The sequence below is a fragment of the Gorillibacterium massiliense genome (assembly GCF_000455485.1).
GTDB classification, from domain to species: Bacteria; Bacillota; Bacilli; order Paenibacillales; family NBRC-103111; genus Gorillibacterium; species Gorillibacterium massiliense.
On record NZ_CBQR020000063.1, the window covers coordinates 23,359 to 46,502 of the forward strand.

The window sequence follows — 23,144 nt, forward strand, 5'->3', positions numbered from 1 at the left end:
ACTTGCGTGCGGATATACTTCTCCATAAGAATATAAGCTTGCCACTATAATTTGTCCGCTATGGAAAACGTCGCTCGTCCTGAAAGGGACTGCGTTAGTCGTTTATCCTTGCATGCAAGAAGTTTTGATGAAGAAGGGATTCTATATGAGCTGCGGAAACTTCGCATTGCACACCGATAAATATCAGATCAATATGATGTACGCCCATTGGTTTCATGGCACATTGAACCGCAGTGCGGTATTCGATATGTACTTCCGCAAGCTGCCCTTTGGCAACGGTTTTGCCGTTTTCGCCGGGTTGGAACGGGTGATCGATTATTTGAAAAACCTTCGATTCGACGAGGAAGCGATTCGCTATCTGGCGGAGCAGGAAGAGAACTATGATCCGGACTTTTTTGATGAGCTGCGGAATTTCCGTTTCGGGGGAGATCTGTATGCTATGGAGGAGGGGACCATCGTTTTCCCCAACGAACCACTCCTTCGCATCAAAGCCCGTGTATTCGAAGCACAGTTGATCGAAACGGCGCTGCTGAATTTCGTCAACTTCCAGACGCTGATTGCCACCAAGGCAGCCCGGGTGAGACGGGTGGCCGGCAGCGACACGCTGCTGGAATTCGGCTCGCGCCGCGCCCAGGAACAGGATGCTGCGATCTGGGGGGCGAGAGCCGCGTACTTGGCGGGATTCGACGCCACATCCAACATGCTGGCCGGGATGAAATTCGGTATTCCGACCAAAGGCACACATGCCCATTCCTGGGTGCAGGATCATGACGACGAAGAGACAGCCTTCGCCAAATTCGCGGAGGCGCTGCCGGATCATACCTCGCTTCTGGTGGATACGTATGACGTGTTGGGAAGCGGCGTCCCTAATGCAATCAAAATCGCCAAACAGCTGGAAGCCAAGGGCAAACGGCTGCAAAGCATCCGCCTGGATAGCGGCGACTTGGCTTATTTGTCGATTCAAGCCCGCAAAATGCTGGATGACGCCGGGCTTCCCTATGTCTCCATCACCGCATCCAACGATTTGGATGAGAAAACGATTTCCGAGATCAAGTCCCAGGGGGCGCGCATCGATGTTTGGGGAGTAGGGACTCACCTGATCACCGGTTATGATCAGCCCGCTCTAGGAGGAGTCTATAAGCTGGTTGCCCGGGAAATGGAGAACGGCGAGTTTGAGCCGGCTATCAAAATATCCGCTAACCCGGAGAAAATCACCACGCCCGGCATCAAGGACGTCTATCGCATCATCAGCCGGAAAACCGGCAAGGCGGAGGGGGATCTGATCACCCTGGCGGAGGGGGATGTGCCTAACGGGGAGACGATCCGATTGTTTAACCCCACGCACACGTACATTCAGAAAAAAGTATCGGATTACGAAGCGTCCCAGCTTCTGAAGCCGATTTTTCTGGACGGGGAGCTTGTCTATACGGTGCCTCCCCTTGCGGAGAGCCGAAAGAGGTACTTGGAACAGCTTGAAACGTTTTGGCCGCAATATTTGCGCGGACTCAATCCAGAGCCGTACCCCGTTGATTTAAGCCGCCGCACTTGGGATATGAAGATGGAGCTGATCCAGAAGTATATGGAATAAATAAATAGCCGTAGAGCTTTTTGCTGATAGGTAGAGATAACCGTCCAAAAGGATCATTCCGATTCCTTTTTGGGCGTTTTTTTTGTGTTTGCGCAAAAATTATAAAGCGTTTTATTTAATAAATATTATAAAATAAGAACAATTTGTGAACATCATTTCCAAAGAGTTTCGTTCGTTGACAAAAAGATTTAACGATTGTATCGTTATTTTAGTGATTTTGTTTGTTGACAAGAAATATTTAATTATGTTAACGGACTACCATAGCTGAATAGGGGTTGATACCTGATGGGTCGTAACAAATCTCTGTGGCGTCTTCTGCCACTCACAGGGATCATGGCACTCATCTTAGCGGGATGCGGAGATGACCATCTCTCTGCGTTGAAACCAAAAGGTACGGTTGCCAAAGAACAATTATCACTGATTACAATTAGTTTGGGAGTCATGATTTTTGTTTTTCTCGTCGTCATGGCCATCTACATCTATGTCCTATTCCGCTATCGCAAACGTCCAGGGGATACCAGCATCCCGAAACAGGTAGAAGGCAATCATCTGTTGGAAATTATATGGACCATCATTCCAATTTTTCTGCTTTTGGTCATCGCGGTCCCGACGATTTTTTATACGTTCAAGCATTCCAAGGATTATCGAGATGATCCCGAAGCCATACATATCAACGTAACCAGCCATCAATTCTGGTGGCAATTCGAGTATTTGGATAAAGACAAGAAAGTCGTGATCAATACGGCGGAAGATTTGGTCATTCCCGTCAATAAGAGAGTCGTGTTTGAGCTTTCCTCCGTCGACGTAAACCACAGCTTCTGGGTGCCGTCCCTGGCTGGGAAAATCGATACTAATGCCGGAAGTAACAAAAATACGATGTATATCGTTGCGGAGGAACCGGGAACGTATAAAGGAAGGTGCGCCGAGCTTTGCGGTCCGTCTCACGCGTTGATGGACTTTAAAGTGAAAGCAATGGAACAGGCTGATTACGACGCCTGGTATTCTAAGATGACAACTCCGAAAACGGTTGCAGCCGATGTGCAGAGCGGTCAGGAAATCTTTAAGGATAATTGCATGGCCTGCCATGCCACTGATGCTACCGGTCAAGGTTTCGGTCCAAACCTGAATAATATAGCCGACCGGGAAAAGCTGGCGGGTGTGCTGGATAACAATGAGGAGAGCCTGAAGGAATGGATCGCCAACCCTTCGGCCAAGAAACCGGGCGTGAAAATGCCGGCGTTTCAAGATCAACTGGACGACAACCAAATGGGCGATCTGGTCAAGTACTTGCAAACCTTGAAATAGAATCCGGCTTATGACCAATAAGGAGGTTTCCGCATGGCTTACGCGCACGCACCGGCGCACGCACATGCCCATACGGCCAAGAGGCGTACCGGGCTGATGGATTGGTTAACAACCGTCGACCACAAAAAGATCGCAGTCCTCTATTTCCTTGCAGGAGGGTTATTCTTCCTTGCCGGCGGGTTGGAGGCAATGCTTATTCGGATCCAGTTGATTTCTCCGGGACTGAGCATTTTTGTGGGCGGGACCTTTAACCAGCTCATTACGATGCACGGCACCACGATGATCTTCCTTGCGGCGATGCCGCTTCTGTTCGGTTTTATGAACGCCGTGATCCCTCTGCAGATCGGCGCGCGAGACGTTGCTTTTCCCTTCGTTAACGCCCTCGGCTTCTGGTTGTTCTTCTTTGGCGGCATCCTTCTGAACGTGAGCTGGATCATGGGAGGAGCTCCGGATGCGGGCTGGACGGCATATGCGCCACTCTCGACGTCGGCTTACAGCGTTGGTCATGGAGTGGACTTCTACGTCCTCGGCTTGCAAATTGCCGGTCTTGGTACGTTGATCGGGGGGATCAACTTCCTGGTCACCATCATCAACATGCGGGCGCCGGGCATGAGCTTCATGCGGATGCCGCTGTTCACCTGGACGTCCTTCGTGACCTCCGCCTTGATCCTGTTTGCTTTCCCGGCCATCACCGTGGGCTTGGTGGAGTTGATGTTCGACCGGCTTTTCGAAGGCAACTTTTTCGAGGTCGGCAAGGGCGGCAATGTCATCCTCTGGCAGCACATCTTCTGGATCTTCGGGCATCCTGAAGTATATATTCTGATTTTGCCTGCGTTCGGCATTATTTCCGAAGTCATTCCTACCTTTTCGCGGAAGCGGTTGTTCGGCTACAGCTCCATGGTGTTCGCCACCATGCTCATCGGCTTCCTCGGCTTCATGGTATGGGTTCACCACATGTTTGCATCGGGCCTTGGCCCAGTAGCCAATTCCATTTTTGCCATTGCCACCATGGCTATCGCCGTTCCCACCGGGGTGAAAATTTTCAACTGGCTCCTGACTTTATGGGGGGGACAGATCCGCTTTACGGTGGCGATGATTTGGGCGCTCAGCTTCATTCCGAGCTTCGTCATCGGGGGGATGAGCGGCGTCATGCTGGCGGTGCCGGATGCCGACTTCCAGTATCACGATTCCTATTTTGTCGTCGGCCATTTCCATTATGTTATCGTCGGTGGCATCGTTGCCGGATTGTTCTCGGGTTTCTTCTACTGGTGGCCGAAGATGTTTGGCCGCCGGCTCAGCGAGAAACTGGGTCACTGGCAGTTCTGGATCTTCTTCCCCGGCTTCCACTTGACCTTCTTCCCGCAAAACATTCTCGGTCTCATGGGTATGCAGCGGCGGATTTTCACTTATCAAAGCGGCGACGATCTGGCTCTCGGCAATCTGTTAAGCTCTATCGGAGCGTTTATGATGGGCGTTGGCGGCATTATCTTCTTGCTCAACATCATCTTGACATCCTTGAAGCAGGCGGAAAACGAAAGCGATCCTTGGGACGGCCGTACACTGGAATGGACGATCCCGTCGCCTGCTCCCGAGTACAATTTTAAACAAACTCCTCTTGTTCGCGCGCTCGATCCTCTTTGGCAGGAGAAGATGGCGGGCAACACAACGGTTACTCCCGCGGAGCCGGTTGGGTCCATTCATATGCCGTCTCCAACGATTTTGCCTTTTTTCATGGCAGTAGGTTTGTTTATCGCCGGGTTCGGCTTCATGTACGGCAAGTATGAGTTTGACAACAGTTTCTTGAACGGGTTGTTCCATTCCTATGCGGTATCGATCATAGGCGTCGGCATCACCTTAGCCTGTATGTTGGTTCGTTCCTTAAATGATGATGCCGGTTGGCATATCCATCCGGATGAAGCGGAAGGGAAAGGAGGCGGGATCCATGGCTAATGCCCACGTTCAAGCCCTTGAGCTTGAAGCGCCGATTCCGGCAGAACCGGAAAAGGCGACGCTGGATGGGAAGAACAAAGTGCTTGGCTTCTGGCTTTTTCTTGGCGGCGAAGTGGTTTTGTTCGGCACGCTGTTTGCGACCTTCCTTGCCTTGCGCAACCAAACCAATGACCATGCTACCGGGGCTGAGCTGTTCAATCTCACCACAGTCGGCTGGTCGACCATCATTCTGCTAACCAGTTCCTTGACCAGCGTTTTCGCCATACTGGCGATGCACCGGCACGAGCTGAAAAAAATGCTGAGTTGGTTCACCGTCACTATCGCGCTTGGACTTGCCTTTCTAGGGCTGGAAATTTACGAGTTTACCGAATATGTGAATGAAGGCCATAAATTCAACACTAGCGCCTTCAGCACATCCTTTTATACACTGGTCGGGTTTCATGGAGCCCACGTCACCTTCGGGGTGCTCTGGATCGGCCTCCTTACCCTGCAGGGCTTGAAGAAAGGGCTCACCGTCGTAACGGCGCCGAAATACTATGTCGCTAGTCTCTATTGGCACTTTATCGATGTTGTCTGGGTGTTCATCTTCACGGTAGTTTATTTGATGGGAAAGGCGGTTTAGCCCATGAGCATCGAACCATCCGCAAGATCCGGCCGGAAACGGACGGATGGAGCGAAAAATCACTACCTGTCTTTCATGGTTTCCATCTTGCTTACCATGCTGGCGTTTGCGATTACGATCAACGGCGGCATGAGCAAGCAGTTCTTGTATATGTTCCTCATTCTTCTGGCTATCGTCCAAGTGATCTTTCAATTGAGCTATTGGATGCATATGAAGGAAAGAGGCCATATTTACCCGATTATCGGGCTGGCGTTCGGAGCTTTTGTTGTACTTGGGGGAGTACTCTCCGCCATCTACTGGATGTGGTGGAATTAACGCTGGGGAAGGCGGCTTCTTGAGAGAAGCCGTCTTCTAACTTCATAAGAATTTATAAGCTTGGCACTATAATAAGCCTTATTTCGCTTTGGTAAACGCCGCTAGCTCTGAATGATCAGCGTTATCCGTTTATCCTTGCTTCTTCGGGGAAGGAGATGAGCCGCGTATGGGGCATATGATGCATGAAGCGGGAAGCGGAAGCGGCTTCGCATACTTTTTTGATATGTGGAGGCCGGATTTCTTGCTTTTGGCCATTCTTATCGGCTATTTGTTTTTCCGGTTTTCCGGGCGGGACAAGACCGCAGCGGCTGCTGTCGGCGATCCCTCGAATATACTGGGGAAATTCTATATGGTCTCGGCGCTGGTCATCTTCTACATCGGCCAAGGCAGTCCCCTTGCCTATTACAGCCATCGGCTGTTCAGCGCACACATGCTGCAGCAGTCGCTTCTGTATCTGGTGATGCCGCCCCTTGTCTATCTGGCGATTCCAGAAGGGGGGTGGAAGGCGTTTCTGGCCAAGAGCTGGGTCCAAAAAAGGCTCAAGCCGCTGACTCATCCACTTTTGACCGTGTTCATTTTCAACGCCTTGTTTTCCATCTATCATGTGCCGCAAATTTTTGATGCCGCTTATGAGAACGTGGCGCTACATTACGGCTATCACCTGGTATTGATTCTGGCGGCTTTTCACATGTGGTTTCCTATCTTTTGTCCAGATCACGCCACAAGCCGTTTATCTGACCTGCAGAAAATCGCCTACATCGTCGTGAACGGTATTTTGCTCACGCCGGCTTGCGCGCTTATTATTTTTTCCGATACGCTGCTGTACAAGGTTTATTACGATATGCCGTTAGTCTTCGATTCGTTGTCCCATTACAACGACCAACAGCTGGGGGGAACGATCATGAAGATCATGCAGGAGATTGTCTACGGCGTAGTGCTGGCATATGTTTTCTTCGCATGGTATCGTAAAGAAAAGATGAAGGATTCGGAGGAAGCGGCTGCTTACGACGCTCCGCAGCCGTCCGTCCGGTTATCGCATCACTAATTGAGAAATGGAAGGGATCCGCTCATGGTTCATGTTTTGCCAACAATAAGCACGACTTTTATTGTCATTAGCGCTACATTGGTCGGGTTCGGCTGGTACTATATCCGCAAAGGGAAGCAAGAGACCCACCAAAAATTCATGGTGACGGGCGCGGTTTTCGCCCTGATGTTTTTTCTCATCTACATGTCCCGCACTTTGTTTGAAGGAAATACATCCTTTTCCGATGCGGCGCCTACCTGGATCAAGGACTCGTATTTTGTATTCTTGATCTTCCATATTACGCTAGCTACAATCGCCGGCGTGTTCGGGCTCATCACCTTGTTTCTTGCTTATCGCAAGGAGTTTGGCAAGCACCGCAAGCTAGGCCGCTGGACTGCTACGCTGTGGCTGTTAACGGCACCTACGGGGGTCATGGTCTATCTGCTGCTGTACGTTATGTACCCAGGTGGCACGACCAAGCCGATGCTGGATGTTTTGCTCGGCGGTTAAGGGTTTGAAAGAATAGTTAGAATAACTATAAAAAACTTTTTCTGACACCATATATCGACACCCATGCGGATAATCTTCGGGTTATACTGCTAACATAGAGCAGCTGACTCTTGCCGTGATGGGGGTATTAGGATGAATGGCTATCATGCGGATATGGAAAAGTTTGATGATGAATGGGTTCAGCTGATCAACGCGGCAAAAGAAATCGGATTGTCTGTGGAGCAGGTGCGTCATTTTTTCAGACAGTTTTTTCTGCCAACGGAAAGAGAGAATAATTGGGATATCCAAACTTGATTGGATCCGATAGAAAGCTACGATGACTATTAACCCCCGCCGCCCTTTGATGTGTCGCTTCGGCGATATCGGGGCCGGGGGTTTTGTTCGTATTTTAAGGAAAATCCTTTGGCTGATTCCGGTAATTTGGTTACAATAGAGAAGTTAACTTAAGATGATACAGGGTTCGTTGTCGGAATCCGGAAAATAGGCGACTGAGAGTTGAAGGAGAGGGGAATGGGATATGGTCAAGCTGGTGTTTTTTGTTGGCGTGGCAGGAACGGGGAAGACGACGGTAGCCCGGAAACTGGTAGAGCGGATGCCGGTTTGTTTTATCGACCGCGATACCGTGGGGGGACGTTTTGTGGAAGCAATGCTGGAGAATGCCGGACTGGACAAGGATGACCGGGATTCCAGCTACTATAAAGAGAAGCTGCGGGATTTGGAATACGATACAGCCAAAGACATTTGCATTGAGAATCTGGGACTGCGGCAGAATGTCTTCATGATCTCTCCCTTTACGGCGGAACTGAAATCTGCGGCATGGCTGACGGAAATGCTGGCTGCCGCCGGTCTGACCCAAAGCGAAGTGGACGTCAAGGTGGTTGCCGTCACTTTGGCTAACGCTGATAAACAGCGGGAGCGGATCATCGAGCGCAATACGGACCGGGATGAATGGAAACTGGAGCATTGGGACGAATATGCCAAGCGCATTCAGTTCGTGCCGGAGATCAAGTGGGACATTCCGGAAGAGAATGTACTCATCTTCGACAACAGTGGCGACTTGACGGAAGAGAAGGTAGACCGGATCGCCGCGTTTATCGGGCTTTAACCGCACGCGGAAGGTGTAGCGGCATAGAAAATACATCTCGTTCGTTTCATGGTGAATCTTAGCTTCGCAAAGTTTTAGTGCTGTTAAATAAGCTGCCCCGCGAGTCCGCTGATTCGTTGGGGTAGCTTTATTTTATGCGAAAAAGGGGAGGACGCCGTGGTAGCTTCATCCATTATATCAGGCATCGATATCGACTCCGTCAGTGCATAAGGGCAGCTGTCTGCCTTTACAACGTAACAGTGTTATGTTACACTGACTTCATCAGGAGGGATTCACATTGGAGGAAGACATCATCTCGAAGAAAGACCTGCTGGAGCTAACCGGCATCTCGTACGGGCAGCTTTACCGCTGGAAACGCAAAAACCTGATCCCCGAGGAATGGTTCATCCGCAAATCCACGTTCACGGGTCAGGAGACCTTTTTTCCCAAGCGGAAAATACTAGCCCGGTTAGATAGGATTGTGAATATGAAAGACGATTTGTCCCTGGATGAACTGGCCGACGTTTTCTCGCCGAATTCGGCGGAGCTTGTTCTCGGCAAGGATGATTTGGTGCGGCGCAATTTGGTATCGCAGTCAGGGGCGGAGTTTTTTGCGGAGCTTGCCGGACAAAGCGACTCCTATACGTTTGAGCAAATGCTGATTCTCTATATCCTTGACGGCTTGCTTCGATCCGGCGATATCAACCGGGAGGAGGGGCGGATGATCGTGCAGGTACTGCAAGATCATACGTTCAAGCTAAAGGACGGGAACGGCGAGCTGTGGGTGTTGCGTAAAATGGGGATTTCCGGCGCTATTTTAACTAGCCAACCGGATGCTGTATTTTTGGATGAACAGTATCGTATCGCAAGTAAAGTGCGCATCGGCGATAAACGGGAAGAATTAAAGATAAAACTGGGATCGTAAGGAGAGGTTACGGTGGAAGAGACGAAACAGCAGTTGGGAAATTTGAAAATCAACGGGTCCGGCAGCGCGTCGGGGGGATTGTTTAACGAAGTGAAGATTAATGGCAGCGGCAAGCTTACCGGCGATTTGGAATGCCGATCCTTTGAGATCAACGGCTCCTGCAAAGGGGAAGGGGATTTAAAAACGCTGTCCGGGGAAGTCAAAGGCTCGGCGACATTTTCCGGCAGTATGGTCGCGGAGCGTTTTAAAACAAGCGGTTCCGTTGACTTCAAGGGTGACGGCGACGCTGGCGCTTTAGCCGTAGATGGACACATGCACTTTGGCGGTTCTCTTCATGCCGAAGAAATCAAAATCCGCGGCGCTCTAACGGTTGGCGGCGATTGTCAATCGGAGATGTTTGACTCCAGAGGCACGTTCAAAATCGGGGGACTGCTAAACGCGGGAACCATCGAAGTGAATCTGAGCGGCAAGTGCGAGGCGCGGGAAATCGGCGGAGGAAAAATCAACATAAGCAAGAAGGGATTCGCCGGCACCATCGAGCGTTTCATCAAATCCCTGTTCAACCAGGATGACGAACTGATGGTTGATAGCATCGAAGGCGACGATATCTATCTGGAATTCACGACGGCGCGCATCATACGCGGAACCAACGTCGTTATTGGCCGGGGCTGTCAGATCGGCACCGTGGAATACAAAGGCGTTTTCCGCGTAGAAGAGAACGGGGTCGTCCGGGAGCATGTGCAAGTGTAGGGATAGCGGCGAACGGGATAGAAAAAGCGAAATGCAGCAAGCCTATAAGGCAAGCTGCATTTTTTGACTTTGCGGCAAACTGTTTGATTGTGGCGTTACTTGATGATCCAGCTTTCCGCCCAGCCTTGTACCTCGCGCATGACGGGTTCCAGGGCGCGGCCTTTATCGGTTAACGTATATTCGATGCGGACTGGGGTTTCCGGATAGACGGTGCGGACGACAATGCCTTCTTCCTCTAATTGCTTCAGCCGTTCAGCCAGCATGCGGTCGCTCATGTTCGGGATGCTTTGCACGATTTCTCCGAAACGCCGGGTTCCGGAAAGGAGCACCTGAATGATCAAGCCGGTCCAGCGTTTACCGAACAGCTCGAAGGCGGCCTCGAATTTGGGACAAAGGGTATGCGGATGTTGTTCTACTTTATTCATGATTATCACCATTAACAGTTTACCACATCTCCTGAAAAAAAGTAAGGACGTTGAATTGCGGCGGTGGTTATGCGACACTATATAAATGACCGGTCGGTCATTTTTAACGGAAGATCGGCCTAATTCTGATAAAAGGGAAGTGTGGAGCATGGCGGATATACGTTATGCAAAGCTGGCGGACCTGCTTGTCAATTACTCGACAGAGGTGCAGCCGGGCGAAAATGTATTGGTGGAAGCGACGAACGTCGAGAAAGCACTGGTAAACGAAATAGTAAAAGCCGTACATAAAGCAGGAGGCCACCCTTTCGTGACCTTGCGAGACACCAGCGTAACCCGTCAGTTACTGATGAACGCTACGGACGAGCAACTCAAGATTTGGGCTGATTTTGATAAAAACACGATGGACCAAATGCAGGCGTTTATCGGCATATCCAGCCGCGATAACATTTATGAGCTGTCCGATGTGCCTACCGACCGGATGAATGCTTATCAATCCCTGTACAGCCATAAGGTACACAGCAATACCCGGGTGAAAAACACCAAATGGGTCGTGCTCCGCTACCCCAATGGATCTATGGCTCAACTAGCCGGAAAGAGCACGGAAGCTTTCGAGGACTTCTATTTCGATGTCTGTACCCTGGACTACCGGAAAATGGAGTTGGCAATGGATCCCTTGGAGGAATTGATGAGCAAGACGGACAAGGTGCGCATCGTCGGACCCGGAACCGATCTCAGCTTCTCCATCAAAGGTATCGGAGCCGTCAAGTGCTGCGGCAAGCGCAACATCCCCGACGGTGAAGTATATTCCGCTCCGATACGGGATTCCGTCAACGGAACGCTTAGCTATAACACGCCGACTCCTTATCAAGGAACCACCTTTGAAAATGTAGTCTTTACCTTTGAGAACGGCAAAATCGTCAAAGCTACTTCTAATGATACGGACCGGATGAACGAAATTCTCGACACGGATGAAGGCGCGCGTTATATCGGGGAATTCTCCCTGGGCTTCCATCCCGGCATTCTCGAACCGATGAAGGAAACCTTATTCGATGAAAAAATCGCTGGCAGCTTCCACTTTACGCCGGGGCAATGCTATGACCGGGCATATAACGGCAACGTATCTGCTGTCCACTGGGATATTGTCTGCATCCAACGGCCGGAGTACGGCGGAGGTGAAATCTGGTTCGATGACCGTCTGATCCGCAAAGATGGACGTTTTGTCGTGCCGGAACTGGAAGGGCTCAATCCGGAAAATCTGAAATAGACTCGCACTGCCGGAAGATGAGGGGAACGCATGTCGCCGAAAGTTACGGAAGCTTATAAAAAGGAGCGTAGGGCCGCCATTATGGAGACGGCCCTCGCTTGTTTCGCCGAGAAAGGGTATGTTCTGGCAACGCTGGATGAAATCGCCCGGCGGCTCGGGATGAGCAAGGGCTCGGTGTATTTGTATTTTTCAAGCAAGGACGAGATCTATAAGGCATTGATGAAAGAGCGCACCGAGACGATGGTGGAGGAGTTGACGGGGCGCTTCGCTCATACCGCAGACTCGGCTGACGGATCGGCGGAAGCATCCGCGGTGGATAAGCTGCGTATGGTCTTCGCTGATTTCCGCAGGCAGGAGCTTGATGAGTTGCACCGGCTGCTTGCCTTTCATCTGGATTTCTGGCTGGAATCCACCCGCCGGGAGGAACTGAAGCGGGTGATGGACCGCCAGACGGAAACGGCAATCACGTTTATCCGCCGAATCGTGGATGATGGGAAGGCGGAGGGATGTTTTCGCCCGGATGCCGATGCCGGCGTGGCGGCGTCCTTGTTTTGGGCAGCCCGGGACGGCATCGCCCTGCAATTCTTAAGCGGCGGCGACCCGGAGGATTACCGCAAGCTGATGACCGAAATGGAAACGATGATATTCCGCTATCTGCATTAAAAAAAGCTGTTGTCGATGCGCGAGATGTTCGCGGCGACAACAGCTTTTTTGCATTAGTTGGGCAATTTGAATTTGGAGAAGTATCCGTTGGTTGATCCTGCGTAGAAGAAACCGTCCGGATCCTGGTCGAGGAGATGGGGGATTTGCTGTCCTCTGCCGTCGGGATAACCAGGAAGGTAGTCGCCGATGCGGTACAGGATCGTCCCATTGTTTTTGTTCAGGACGTAAGAGCCGATAATCAGATTTTGACCAAAGACGTTAATGGCTCCGGATTCGTAAGATGAGAAATATACGCGAGTGGGATCCGCGAGTCCCGTGGTGGACGTGCGCCAGAGGATGAATCCGTCGCTTAGCCGAGCGGCGGTGGGAATCTGGTTCAGAATGAGATAGAGGCGGCTGCCTTCAATCCTTCCTACTTGAGCGGTGCCTTCCAGCTTCCACAGCTCTTTTCCCGTTTGTGGGTCAACTAAAGCTGTTTCCCTTTTCTCGTCTTCAGGGATAAGGGTTTGATCTTTCGGCCGTTCGATCAGCCAGTGCTTGTCGTCGATTATGAAGAGGCGGTCTTTTGGCATCGGCATGTAGCGGCTTTTGATCTCTCCCGAAGCTAAATCAACGTATACATATTCTCCTCCCAATCGAATCCACTGAACGGTACCGGTTATTGGCTGAAGGGGATTCCCCACTGGCTCGGCGACATCCAGGTAATTCGTATCCCCCCGGGCCATAGCCTCTTCTTTGCTCCATAATGTTTGGCCGGTAGCGGGAGAGAGGGCGGTCAGCGTTTCCCAACCGAGTTCATTTTTGTATCTGACGATTACGGTTTCCTCTAGTTGGTTATTGCTCAAGACCGTAAGCTCATGGTCGAATTCCTTTTCCCATAGCACGGTACCGGTTGCTTCGTCCAAAGCTCTGAGAATGCCTTTGTTTGGGTCATATGCCCCCAAGGCGATAAGCAGCGTGCCTTTGGCGGCCGACATACTAGCCACTGCTAGCTGTTCCGGCAGGGTATATTGCCATACCGGTTTGCCATCGCGGATTCCGATTCGGCGCACTTTGCTTTCATACTGGTGCAGTTCCGGGTTATAGGCTGTCATAATATTTGCATATTTTCCGTCTTCTGATAAGGAAACGTTAGCCCAGCCGAAGCCGGCATTAATCTGCCACAGCGTGTTGCCGGTCGCTTTGTCCACGGCGTAAACACTGCTGTTTTCATGCATGCCGCTGTAGCCCCCGTCGTCTCCCCGCAGTAGCAAGGTGTCGGATGTCGCGGCGATCAGCGTGGTGTAGGCCAAGGTTCCCTTATTGCGCCACTCCCATTTTGCCGGGAGGGAAGGGACCAGAGGAAGGGGAGTGAGCGAGTACGTTAGTTCATAGGGATACGAGACAGAAGGGACATGAAGCAGCTGTGGATTGTCCAAAGGCAACGACCAATGCCATTCCTGTACGGTCCCGTTCTCAATCGCAATGTAAAACTGAGCTTGGGGGAAGTCGTAACGCCAGTTCACACCTACCCGTAGAGGCTCATCCGTCGAATTCAAGGCGCGGGAAGCTTCCGTACTGGTAGGTGTCCCCAGTAAGAGACGCGCCGATTCCTCGGGCATACCTTTATAGATAGCGGCTTCCGTAATCTGACGGATGGTATCGATGGAAATCTCGGATGTATAGGCGAACAAGCCGCGATCCAGAGACTCCACCGGTTGAATGTCGTAATCCGCCAGCCATAGCAGGATCGGACGATTCAATTGGCTCTTTTCCGCGTTCACCCACTCCCGGGGAGGCAAAAGAACAGCCTGCCATTCGTTCCAGCGGGCGATGGTAATCAATTGTCCCGAACTTATCGCTTTCTGCATGAAGGCCGGGAGGCTGCTGACCTTGAAACGGGTGTCGCTGTCCGGGAACAAGTACAGCTCGGTCAACGATTTCGGCTTGATCCGCATCGGCTTGGTATACTCGATTTTCGCAGCGGCATCCGACCCGTACCAGTCGGGCGTCCAGCCTCCGTCTATGCCGTCAATCTCTGCCCATTCTTGCTGCTTATCTATAACCTTAAGGGGCTGATCCCCCTCATTACGGAGTCCCGCGGCATAATAAAGGGCCGATGCCGAATTGTCCAACTTGCCATTCACGAGAGGTTCCTCGAAAAATGGAGCGAAGGACCGCAGGGTGAAGATTTCCTTCTTCTCATCGGAAGCGCTTGCGGTTGCCGGCAAGGAGGATGGGGAGGCGCTGGGCGAGGGCGTCTGCGCTTCAAGGGATGCCGTCGCCGATGCCGTGGTCTTCGAGCCGGATGGCGATTTATCGCAGCCTGACAAAATCAAAACAGCGGCGATCCCAACGATCCCCGCCATTTTTGAAAACTTCGATTTTTGCACCCGATTAATGAGTCCGACGCATCCCATGAGCATGCTCATACCTGTCCCACTTCCTGTTCCGTCTTCTATCCCTATTAGACGAGGGGAGGAAACATTTGGTTGCGCTTAAAATCGTTACTGTCTCAGATGTAAACAAGCCGCCGGCAGGAGCCGGCGGCTTGTTGTTGTGTGATTCAGCATGGCGAATCCTATTTATTGATCTTCAGGCGAATGACGTTCCAGGATGCTTTCGCCAACTTGGCGGAAACTTCATTGCCCGAAACCGTGGCGTTGCCTTTGTTGTGCGGCGCAACCCGATCCGGTTGTGCGGCGGTGTTTGCGGCCTTCAAGTCGTCGCTTTCCAATACGATGTGCTCGATCAGACTGCAGCCGCCGAAGCTGCGCAGGTCAACATGCAGAGGTAGAGGATTATTCAGATCGCGGTTGACGGCGAATATCGTCACTTCCTGCAGCTCTTCGTTATGCACAGCGACTGCCTCCAGATACGGCACGTCGGTATAGTCGATCGAGTCATATTTAGGCGACGTAATGAGCGGAACGAGGGCGGTTCCTCTGCCGAACAAGCTGGCATGCAGGTACGGATAATAAATCGTTTGCTTCCAGGCAGCGCCGCCATTCTCGGTCATGATCGGGGCGATCACGTTGACCAACTGGGCAATGCAGGCCATTTTCACCCGATCCGCCCGTTTCAGCAAGCTGATGAGCATGCATCCTACCACGAGGGCGTCTTCGTGATTGTAGACGTCTTCCAATTGAGGAGGAGCGATCTGCCATGGATCAAGTTTGTTGTCGGCGTCGTTGGAGTGGAACCAGACGTTCCATTCGTCGAAGCTCAGGTTGATTTTTTTCTTACCGCGTTTCTTCGCCTGAACGTAATCGGCGGTGGCGACGACCGTGTTGATGAAGCTGTCCATGCCCATGGATTGAGCGAGGAAATTGGCGGAGTCACCGTTTTTATTGCCGTAATATTGGTGCAGCGAAATATAGTCCACATGGTCGTAGGTGTGATCGAGCACCGTCGCTTCCCATTCAGGGAAGGTGGGCATGCCGAGAGCGGAGCTGCCGCAGGCGACCAGTTCAAGAGTTGGATCGACCCATTTCATCACTTTAGCCGTTTCGGTGGCAATGCGTCCGTATTCCGCTGCGGTTTTGGCTCCGATCTGCCAAGGACCATCCATTTCATTGCCGAGGCACCAGGTTCTGATGCCGTGGGGCTGTTTGTAGCCGTGGGCTGCCCGCAGATCGCTTAAATACGAACCGGAAGGATGGTTGGCATATTCTACGAGAGCGCGGGCTTCATCCGGTCCACGGGTGCCCAGATTGACCGCCATCATCGCTTCGGTCCCGGCTTTTTTGCACCAATCCATGAATTCGTTCAGACCGAAAAGATTCGGTTCAATGGTCCGCCAAGCCAGCTCCAGTCTTCTCGGGCGCTCCGATACCGGGCCAACGCCATCCTCCCAATTGTAACCGGATACAAAGTTTCCTCCAGGATAGCGGACGATCGGAACGTTCAAGCCTTTGACCAGACCCAGTACATCGGTGCGGAAGCCTTGTTCGTCCGCGGAGGGATGCCCTGGCTCATAGATGCCGCCATAAACGGCGCGGCCCAAATGCTCGATAAACGACCCGAAAATCCGCTTGTCTACTTCGCCAATGGTAAAGTCTTTGTCTACGATCATTTTTGCCTGATGCTCCATCATGATCTTCCTTTCGATTAATGAATATATTAAATTAATAATAAAAGTATTAGCTCATCTTCATTTAACCATAGAAAAAATATAGTGGCAATATGAAAATATAAATTGATTCATTATGGATTTATGTATATATTAATCCTAAGTGAATAAGGAGGAAGAGCCTATGTTAAAGGCAAGCACCGATTCCAACTGGCTGCCGCTCTTCGAAGCGCTGGCCAGCGACGTGCGGCTCCGCATGATCAATCTTTTGGCCAAGCGCCCCATGAGCGGCAAAGAGCTCGCGGGAGAGCTGGGTTTAAGCAGCGCCATTATCACTATGCACATCCGCAAGCTGGAGAAGGCGGGACTTGTATCTACCCGAATGGTCCGCAAGGATAAAGGCACCCATAAAATCTGCGCTCTGGCCGTCGACCAGATCGAGATCCAAATGCCGCAGGCTGATGACGCAGAGGAGAATGTGCATGAGATGTCCATTCCAATCGGGCACTACACTCGTATCGAGGCGAAGCCAACTTGCGGTCTGGCAACCCGGACCAAAGTCATCGGCCAATATGACGACCCCCGTTATTTTATGGAGCCGGAACGAATGCACGCGGACATTCTCTGGTTTAGCCAAGGCTTTGTTGAGTACACCATCCCTAACTACCTGCTGCCGGGACAAAAACCGGTGAAGGTGGAGATAGCGTTGGAAATCGGTTCGGAAGCGCCGGAGATCAATGAGAACTACCCGTCGGACATCCGGTTTTCGCTGAACGGTACAGACCTTTGTACATGGACAAGTCCCGGCGATTTTGGCGAGGTACGGGGAAAATTCACTCCGGATTGGTGGCATCGTAGAGTCAACCAATATGGCCTGCTCAAAGTTCTCTCCATTCAGGAGCAGGGTACGTACATGGACGGCCAGCTGCTGTCGCAGACGGGGCTTGCCAACCTGGAGCTGGACCGAAATCACTGGACGCTGCGGCTGTCCGTTGATGAAGATGCGCTGCATGTCGGCGGTTTGACGCTTTTCGGCAAAGGGTTCGGCAACTACAATCAGGATATTATGTTCCGGGTCTACTATGAGGAATAGAAAAGTCCTTGCCAGACCGATCCACTTTTTGGTATATTGATATTCCTGTTCTGCACACGGATGCAGGCGGGATTCATATGCACATACAGCACGCATTTTTACGCATCAGGCATGTTTGAAAGTGTACGCACGTTTGTAGCCGGACGCCGCAATAGGTTGTCCGGTTTCCTTTTCGGGAAAATCGGCTCTCGGAATGGCGTAATCGCCAATCTGCAGAGCGCCCGGAGGCTCCTGTCCCGCTCCCTTTGCATCGGGCTCCAGGATGTATGCGTGTAACTCAAACCCTCTGGAGGTGTTTAATGCTTTTTTCTGTTCTCATGCAAAAATCTTACCGTAGCAAATTGCAGTACCGCGGCTCCCATCTCGTGCAAAATATCGCCAGCAGCATATTCGGCTTCGTCTATATCTCTATTTGGGTGGGGATCGGCGAAGGGCGGCAACTGGGGGAATACGGGACGTCGGGAATGATCAGCTACATCGCCTTCAATCAGGCGGCGTTGTGGGTCGCCATGTTTGTAAACATGGGCTTGGGTCTCCCAGAAACCGTCCGCACCGGCCAGATCGCCTTCGATCTGCTCCGGCCCGTTCACCTGTTCTATCAGTTGATGAGCCGGGAGTACGGAAGCGTCATCTATCAGTTTATCTACAAAAGCTTACCGATTTTTCTCCTCTATCTCATCGTTTTCTCCCTAGAAACACCTCACCACTTTTCCACCTGGCTGTGGACTTTAGCGGCTTTGCTCTTCGCCTCCTACATCAACATCTGCATCAACTTTTTAATTGGCATCTCCGCGCTCTGGACGACGGAGTCGGGGTGGCTGCATGGGCTGAATTACTCCTTTTACATGCTGCTTTCGGGCTTCTTTATCCCCATTGAGTGGCTGCCCCGCTGGCTGCAGGGGATCTGCGCGGCAACTCCCTATCAATATCAGTTATACTATCCGGTGAGGATCTATCTGGAACGTGATTCCTATTCAGTGCTGGCGGGCTCCGTGCTGTGGTGCTTCCTGCTGACTCTAATCTGTCTGGCTGTTACCGTGCTTGCCAGAAGAAGAGTGGAGGTGCAGGGAGGATGAATCTGCTTCGAACCTACATTCTGTTATGCCGGGCAAGTATCCGCTGCCGGATGCAGTACCGGTTCAATTTTTGGCTTGGAACGGCGGTGGCGGCCCTTTATAACGTCGCGGAATTTCTCATGGTGGCCGTGGTCGTGGCCAAATTCGGCGGGGTCAAAGGCTGGTCCGTCTACGAGGTCGGCTATCTGTATGCCGTCATCATCTTGGCAAAATGCATCTACCGCAGCTTCGCCAACGACGTGCACAATCTGGAAAAATACTTGGTCAGCGGCAATCTGGATCAAATTCTGCTGCGGCCTCTCCCGGTTCTGCTGGCGTTGATGACGCAAAATTTCCGCATCATGCTGGGGGAAACGCTGCAGGGGGCGGCAGTCCTCGTTTTTTGCATGTATCGGCTGGGTAAAGATGGACAGATCGGCTGGATCGCTGTCCCGGAAACGCTGGCCGCTATCGGTACCGGGGCGATCATTCTGTTTGCTGTTGGGCTGGCGACCGCAACGGTCGGGTTCTGGATCACCCGGCTGAACGAGCTGCAAAATCTGACGGAGGACGCGGCGCGAAACGCCGTTCAATATCCGCTGTCTCTGTATCCCGCATGGCTGCAGGGCATTTTTTTCACGGTTCTTCCCGTCGGCTTCGCCAGCTATGTGCCTAGCCTGTATATTTTGCGCGGCGAGTACGGTCTTTGGATATTGCCGGCGGTATTCGTTCTGGCCTGCGGCTTCTTTGGACTGGCGCTGGTATTCTGGCGATTCGGCTTATCTAAATATCAGAGTACGGGGACGTAAAAGAGGGGGAGAAACGGTTATGATAGAAGTGCATGGCATTTGCAAAACCTTCAAGACTCCGAGAGTGAAGGAAGGACACTTTTCAGGACTCAGGGCTCTCGTTTCCCGGGATTATCTGATGAAGGAAGCCGTTCGGAATATCAGCTTCACCGTTGAACCGGGGGAGTTTACTGGCTATATCGGGCCAAACGGCGCAGGAAAATCCACTACGATCAAAATGCTGACCGGCATCCTCCGTCCCAGTGCGGGACAGGTGCGTATTCTTGGGCTGGACCCACATCGGGAACGGAAAAAAGCGGTGGCCCGCATCGGCGTCGTCTTCGGTCAGCGCAGCCAGTTGTGGTGGGATTTGCCGGTGCGTGATTCGTACGACATCCTTGCCGCCATGTACAAGGTGGAGCCGGCGGAAAAAACCAAGAGAATGGCGGAGTTCCGCGAGTTGCTGGAACTGGACGATTTTCTCGAAACGCCGGTGCGCAAGCTGTCCCTCGGCCAGCGGATGAGGGCGGAACTGGCTGCGGCGCTCATTCATGATCCGGATATTCTGTTTCTTGATGAACCGACGATCGGGCTTGATGTAACGGCGAAAAACCGGATTCGCGGGTTTTTGCAGACGCTCAATCAGGATTTTGGCAAGACAATTTTGCTGACCACCCATGACATGGACGATATCGAGCGTCTGTGCAGCCGGGTCATGGTGATACAGAACGGGGAGCTGAGCTTTGACGGAACGATTCCGCAAATGCGCGACCGCATCGGATTGCCTTCCGTCATGAAGGTCACGTTTCGCGATGATGGCAATCTTGCGGCAAAGGAGAGTCCGGTCCCTGAGGATGGCGGGCTTTTCCGGGTAACAGGCCGGTCGGGCTGCTCTCTCACTGTGGAGTTTAACCGTCTTACGGTCAAAGCCATGGAGGTGCTACATGCGCTCCATGCTTGGGGCGAGATCGAGGATGTGCACATGGTGGAGCCGGTTCTGGAAGATTATATTGGAAAAGTATACGGAGCCTATCCAACCGCGTCATCGATGTAAGAGGCCCGGTTCTGGAGGCAGGCGCCTGAAGGTGCTAGGAAAAGCTGCATAAATAAGGAGGGTGACCGCACATGGCAATAGAGGATACAGAGTGGGATCTGGAAAAAGAGCGGCTGTCGAAGGTCGTTGATTTTATCGGCGGCCAGATGGGCGAGCTGCGCACGATTGTAGAGGACCGCAAGGGCACTGTCATCCGCGAGCGCCAGCATTTTTGGGACGATATAACCGTCAACGTGGAAAATGAGGACGAACAAATCGAGACAGCGGCTTCCATTACCCAACAGCGCCACATCATCGCCCAGCAGGAAAGAAGCTACCGGATGGCCCGGCGGGATCTGGACCGGCTGTTCCGGCTTCAAGGCACCCCTTGGTTCGGGCGTATCGATTTCAGGGAAGAGGGGGAAGAGGGAGAGGAATCGATCTATGTCGGCATTGGCTCTCTAGCGAACGAGAAAACCGGGGAAATCTATGTCTACGACTGGCGGGCTCCAATTGCCGGAATGTTCTACGACTACTCCTTGGGTCCGGCGCAGTATGAGACTCCGATCGGCACCATTGCCGGGAATTTGGAGCTTAAACGGCAGTATGTCATTCGCGGCGGCAAGCTGCTGCAGATGTTCGACACCGGCATGCCTATCGGCGACGAGTTGCTGCGGGAGCTGCTCGGACAAAAAGCCGATGACAAGATGAAGAGCATCGTTACCACCATCCAACGGGAGCAAAATGAAATCATCCGCAGCGTCCGGCACGGCGTCCTGATCGTACAGGGCTCTGCCGGCAGTGGAAAAACCTCCGTTGCCCTGCAGCGGGTGGCTTACCTGCTCTACAAATATCGCGAATATATGGATTCGGATAATATTTTGCTCTTTTCCCCCAATCCTCTGTTCAACGATTATGTTTCGACCGTTCTGCCCGATTTGGGAGAAGCGAATATGCGGCAGGCGACTTTTCATGAATATATGGATCAGGCTCTTGGGTCAGACTTTAGCGTGGAGCATCCTTACGATCGTCTGGAGGAGCTGTTGACGGCGGAAGACGGTCCCGAACGGGATGCGCGGGTTGCCGCTATGACGTACAAAGCATCTGCCGCGTTTGTCAAAGTCATCAAGAATTATCGGGAGCTGCTGAAGAAGAGCGGTCTTGTCTTCCGGGATTTTACCGTCAAAGAAAAGGTGCTGATTTCCGGCGCGGATATCGCTGCACGATTTTATGGCATGGAGTTGTCTTGGTCCATAGAAAACCGCCTGGAGATTCTAAACGAGCAGCTTTTGGAGCAATTGACCCAGAGGGAGGAGCATTTTGCCAAGTCGACCTTCCGCAGGATGCAAAACCACCCGAAATATTTGGGAACGGACGAGGAATTAAGGGCACTCAGCCGAAAACGGGCCAAAGCTGTTTTTGCCCCGCTCAAGGCCATGGCGAAACGGCTTGATTATGTCGATATCCGTGCCGTCTACCGGGAGCTGTTTGCCGATCCGGAGCGGTATCATGCAGCGGCGGAGGGGACGGACATCCCTCCTCAGTGGCAGGAGATTCGGCAGCTGTCCATGAAGCAGTTGGGGCCGGAAAGCAGCGATGTGCCAAACGAGGACGCTGCTCCGCTGCTTTATTTGAAGGCGGCTGCAACGGGACTCCGGCGCTTTCTCGACATGCGCCATGTACTGGTGGACGAAGTACAGGATTATTCCGCTTTTCAAATGGAATTTATCAAGGATTTGTTTCCCCGGGCAGGTTTGACTCTGCTTGGGGATTTGAACCAGGGAATCAACGGAGGGGCGGGCCTGTCCAGTTACAGCGGGGTAGAGGAGTTATTTGGCGCGGATAAAGTAAAGACGTTCCGTCTGTTCAAGAGCTACCGTTCCACCCGGCAAATCGTTGACTTTTCCAAAGGGGTTTTGCCGGAAGGGGAGCCAGTGGAGGCCTTTAGCAGGGAAGGGGAGGAGCCCCGGTTGACTGTCGTGTCGGATGGCCGAATGGCTGAAGCGATGGCTGCTGATATCACCGCCTTGCAGACGGATGGGATGAAGTCCATCGCGGTCATCGCCCGGACGGCGGCGGTAGCGGCGGAGGTTTTTGGCCGACTTGTCGGAAGCTTTCCGGAAGATACGGTGCGACTGATCACAAAGGAAACCCGCACCTTCACTCCGGGTATTACCGTCTTGCCCTCGTATTTGGCAAAGGGTCTGGAATTCGATGCCGTTCTCGTTCCGGATGCCGGGCCGGAAAGCTACCATCGGGAAGAGGACCGCAAATTGCTGTACACCGTGTGTACTCGGGCGATGCACCTCTTGCTCCTTTACAGCAGCGGCAGGTGGTCGAGGTTTATTCAAAAATCAACCCAAAAAGCAGAGCGTTGAGGAAACTACACGCTCTGCTTTTTCTAAATTAGGGATTTTCTAGCAGCCCGATGTTGCGGGTGCGATCGGTATTCGTTGCTTGATTACAATGCTTTAATTAAATAAAAGAGACACGGAGGATGATAACCAACAGGATGAAGAGCACCAGAACGAAGGCGGTCATACTACCAAAACCTGCGCCTACCGGTGTGCAACAACCGACACCACCTGCAAATCCCATATGTGAACTCCCCTTTCGCACGAAGATAATACAGCATATGCTAGGGGGGGATTTGCGTATGGTCATCTGCACCAATGGGTACGTTTTCCGCAGGGGCCTAT

General features: G+C 52.1%; 21 protein-coding genes. 18 read left to right on the plus strand and 3 right to left on the minus strand.

From position 1 onward, the window contains the following. Positions 1-145: 145 nt before the first annotated feature. From TJ79_RS06915 to TJ79_RS06960, 11 genes are all read left to right on the plus strand, one after another. Positions 146-1,588, plus strand: a complete 1,443-nt coding sequence (locus tag TJ79_RS06915) for a nicotinate phosphoribosyltransferase (protein WP_040949560.1) — start codon at positions 146-148, stop codon at positions 1,586-1,588. 285 nt (positions 1,589-1,873) lie between these two features. After that, complete coding sequence (gene coxB, locus TJ79_RS06920) at positions 1,874-2,893, plus strand: cytochrome c oxidase subunit II (protein WP_040949561.1); 1,020 nt, start codon at positions 1,874-1,876, stop codon at positions 2,891-2,893. Between the two features lie 33 nt (positions 2,894-2,926). Further along, complete coding sequence (gene ctaD / locus TJ79_RS06925; protein WP_040949562.1) at positions 2,927-4,843, plus strand: cytochrome c oxidase subunit I; 1,917 nt, start codon at positions 2,927-2,929, stop codon at positions 4,841-4,843. Further along, positions 4,836-5,465 carry a cytochrome (ubi)quinol oxidase subunit III gene (locus TJ79_RS06930; RefSeq protein WP_040949563.1) on the plus strand — a complete coding sequence of 210 codons (630 nt, stop codon included), beginning with the start codon at positions 4,836-4,838 and terminating at the stop codon, positions 5,463-5,465. Before ctaD ends, TJ79_RS06930 begins: the two co-directional genes overlap by 8 nt. 3 nt (positions 5,466-5,468) lie before the next feature. Continuing rightward, positions 5,469-5,780, plus strand: coding sequence for a cytochrome C oxidase subunit IV family protein (locus tag TJ79_RS06935; RefSeq protein ID WP_040949564.1), 312 nt, complete (start codon positions 5,469-5,471; stop codon positions 5,778-5,780). Between the two features lie 166 nt (positions 5,781-5,946). Continuing rightward, positions 5,947-6,825 (plus strand): cytochrome c oxidase assembly protein, encoded by an 879-nt coding sequence (locus TJ79_RS06940; protein WP_040949565.1) that lies wholly within the window; start codon positions 5,947-5,949, stop codon positions 6,823-6,825. 24 nt (positions 6,826-6,849) lie between these two features. Further along, entirely contained in the window at positions 6,850-7,314 is a 465-nt protein-coding gene (locus tag TJ79_RS06945; RefSeq protein WP_040949566.1) for a DUF420 domain-containing protein, read from the plus strand. A 132-nt stretch (positions 7,315-7,446) separates the two neighbouring features. Further along, complete coding sequence (locus TJ79_RS26575) at positions 7,447-7,608, plus strand: anti-repressor SinI family protein (RefSeq protein WP_081756761.1); 162 nt, start codon at positions 7,447-7,449, stop codon at positions 7,606-7,608. A gap of 223 nt (positions 7,609-7,831) precedes the next feature. Next, positions 7,832-8,419, plus strand: coding sequence for a P-loop nucleotide/nucleoside kinase family protein (locus TJ79_RS06950; protein ID WP_040949567.1), 588 nt, complete (start codon positions 7,832-7,834; stop codon positions 8,417-8,419). A 277-nt stretch (positions 8,420-8,696) separates the two neighbouring features. Beyond that, positions 8,697-9,323 (plus strand): YhbD family protein, encoded by a 627-nt coding sequence (locus tag TJ79_RS06955; RefSeq protein WP_040949568.1) that lies wholly within the window; start codon positions 8,697-8,699, stop codon positions 9,321-9,323. A 12-nt stretch (positions 9,324-9,335) separates the two neighbouring features. Continuing rightward, a complete protein-coding gene (locus TJ79_RS06960) occupies positions 9,336-10,073 on the plus strand; it encodes a polymer-forming cytoskeletal protein (RefSeq protein WP_040949569.1) in 738 nt (245 codons plus the stop codon). Between the two features lie 95 nt (positions 10,074-10,168). On the opposite strand, the gene TJ79_RS06965 is transcribed toward TJ79_RS06960, so the two are convergent. After that, entirely contained in the window at positions 10,169-10,498 is a 330-nt protein-coding gene (locus tag TJ79_RS06965) for a winged helix-turn-helix transcriptional regulator (protein WP_040949635.1), read from the minus strand. Positions 10,499-10,646: 148 nt separating this feature from the next. On the opposite strand from TJ79_RS06965, the gene TJ79_RS06970 reads away from it, so the two are divergent. Then, positions 10,647-11,762, plus strand: coding sequence for an aminopeptidase (locus TJ79_RS06970; protein WP_040949570.1), 1,116 nt, complete (start codon positions 10,647-10,649; stop codon positions 11,760-11,762). A 30-nt stretch (positions 11,763-11,792) separates the two neighbouring features. After that, a complete protein-coding gene (locus TJ79_RS25760; RefSeq protein ID WP_052339355.1) occupies positions 11,793-12,425 on the plus strand; it encodes a TetR/AcrR family transcriptional regulator in 633 nt (210 codons plus the stop codon). A gap of 53 nt (positions 12,426-12,478) precedes the next feature. Here the strand turns inward: TJ79_RS25760 and TJ79_RS06980 are convergent, their stop codons facing one another. Both TJ79_RS06980 and arfA read right to left on the minus strand, forming a co-directional pair. Beyond that, a complete protein-coding gene (locus TJ79_RS06980) occupies positions 12,479-14,836 on the minus strand; it encodes a PQQ-binding-like beta-propeller repeat protein (protein WP_040949571.1) in 2,358 nt (785 codons plus the stop codon). 149 nt (positions 14,837-14,985) lie between these two features. Then, on the minus strand, positions 14,986-16,497 hold the full coding sequence (gene arfA, locus TJ79_RS06985) for an arabinosylfuranosidase ArfA (RefSeq protein WP_420319375.1): 1,512 nt from the start codon (positions 16,495-16,497) through the stop codon (positions 14,986-14,988). 163 nt (positions 16,498-16,660) lie between these two features. On the opposite strand from arfA, the gene TJ79_RS06990 reads away from it, so the two are divergent. The 5 genes from TJ79_RS06990 (at position 16,661) to helD (ending at position 22,823) form a co-directional block, all read left to right on the plus strand. Continuing rightward, positions 16,661-17,569, plus strand: coding sequence for an ArsR/SmtB family transcription factor (locus TJ79_RS06990; RefSeq protein WP_040949573.1), 909 nt, complete (start codon positions 16,661-16,663; stop codon positions 17,567-17,569). Positions 17,570-17,868: 299 nt separating this feature from the next. Further along, positions 17,869-18,645 (plus strand): ABC transporter permease, encoded by a 777-nt coding sequence (locus TJ79_RS06995; protein ID WP_040949574.1) that lies wholly within the window; start codon positions 17,869-17,871, stop codon positions 18,643-18,645. Then, on the plus strand, positions 18,642-19,433 hold the full coding sequence (locus TJ79_RS07000) for an ABC transporter permease (protein ID WP_040949575.1): 792 nt from the start codon (positions 18,642-18,644) through the stop codon (positions 19,431-19,433). Before TJ79_RS06995 ends, TJ79_RS07000 begins: the two co-directional genes overlap by 4 nt. 19 nt (positions 19,434-19,452) lie before the next feature. Beyond that, positions 19,453-20,466 carry an ABC transporter ATP-binding protein gene (locus TJ79_RS07005; RefSeq protein ID WP_040949576.1) on the plus strand — a complete coding sequence of 338 codons (1,014 nt, stop codon included), beginning with the start codon at positions 19,453-19,455 and terminating at the stop codon, positions 20,464-20,466. Between the two features lie 71 nt (positions 20,467-20,537). Further along, on the plus strand, positions 20,538-22,823 hold the full coding sequence (gene helD / locus TJ79_RS07010; protein ID WP_040949577.1) for an RNA polymerase recycling motor HelD: 2,286 nt from the start codon (positions 20,538-20,540) through the stop codon (positions 22,821-22,823). The last annotated feature ends 321 nt before the right edge of the window (positions 22,824-23,144 follow it).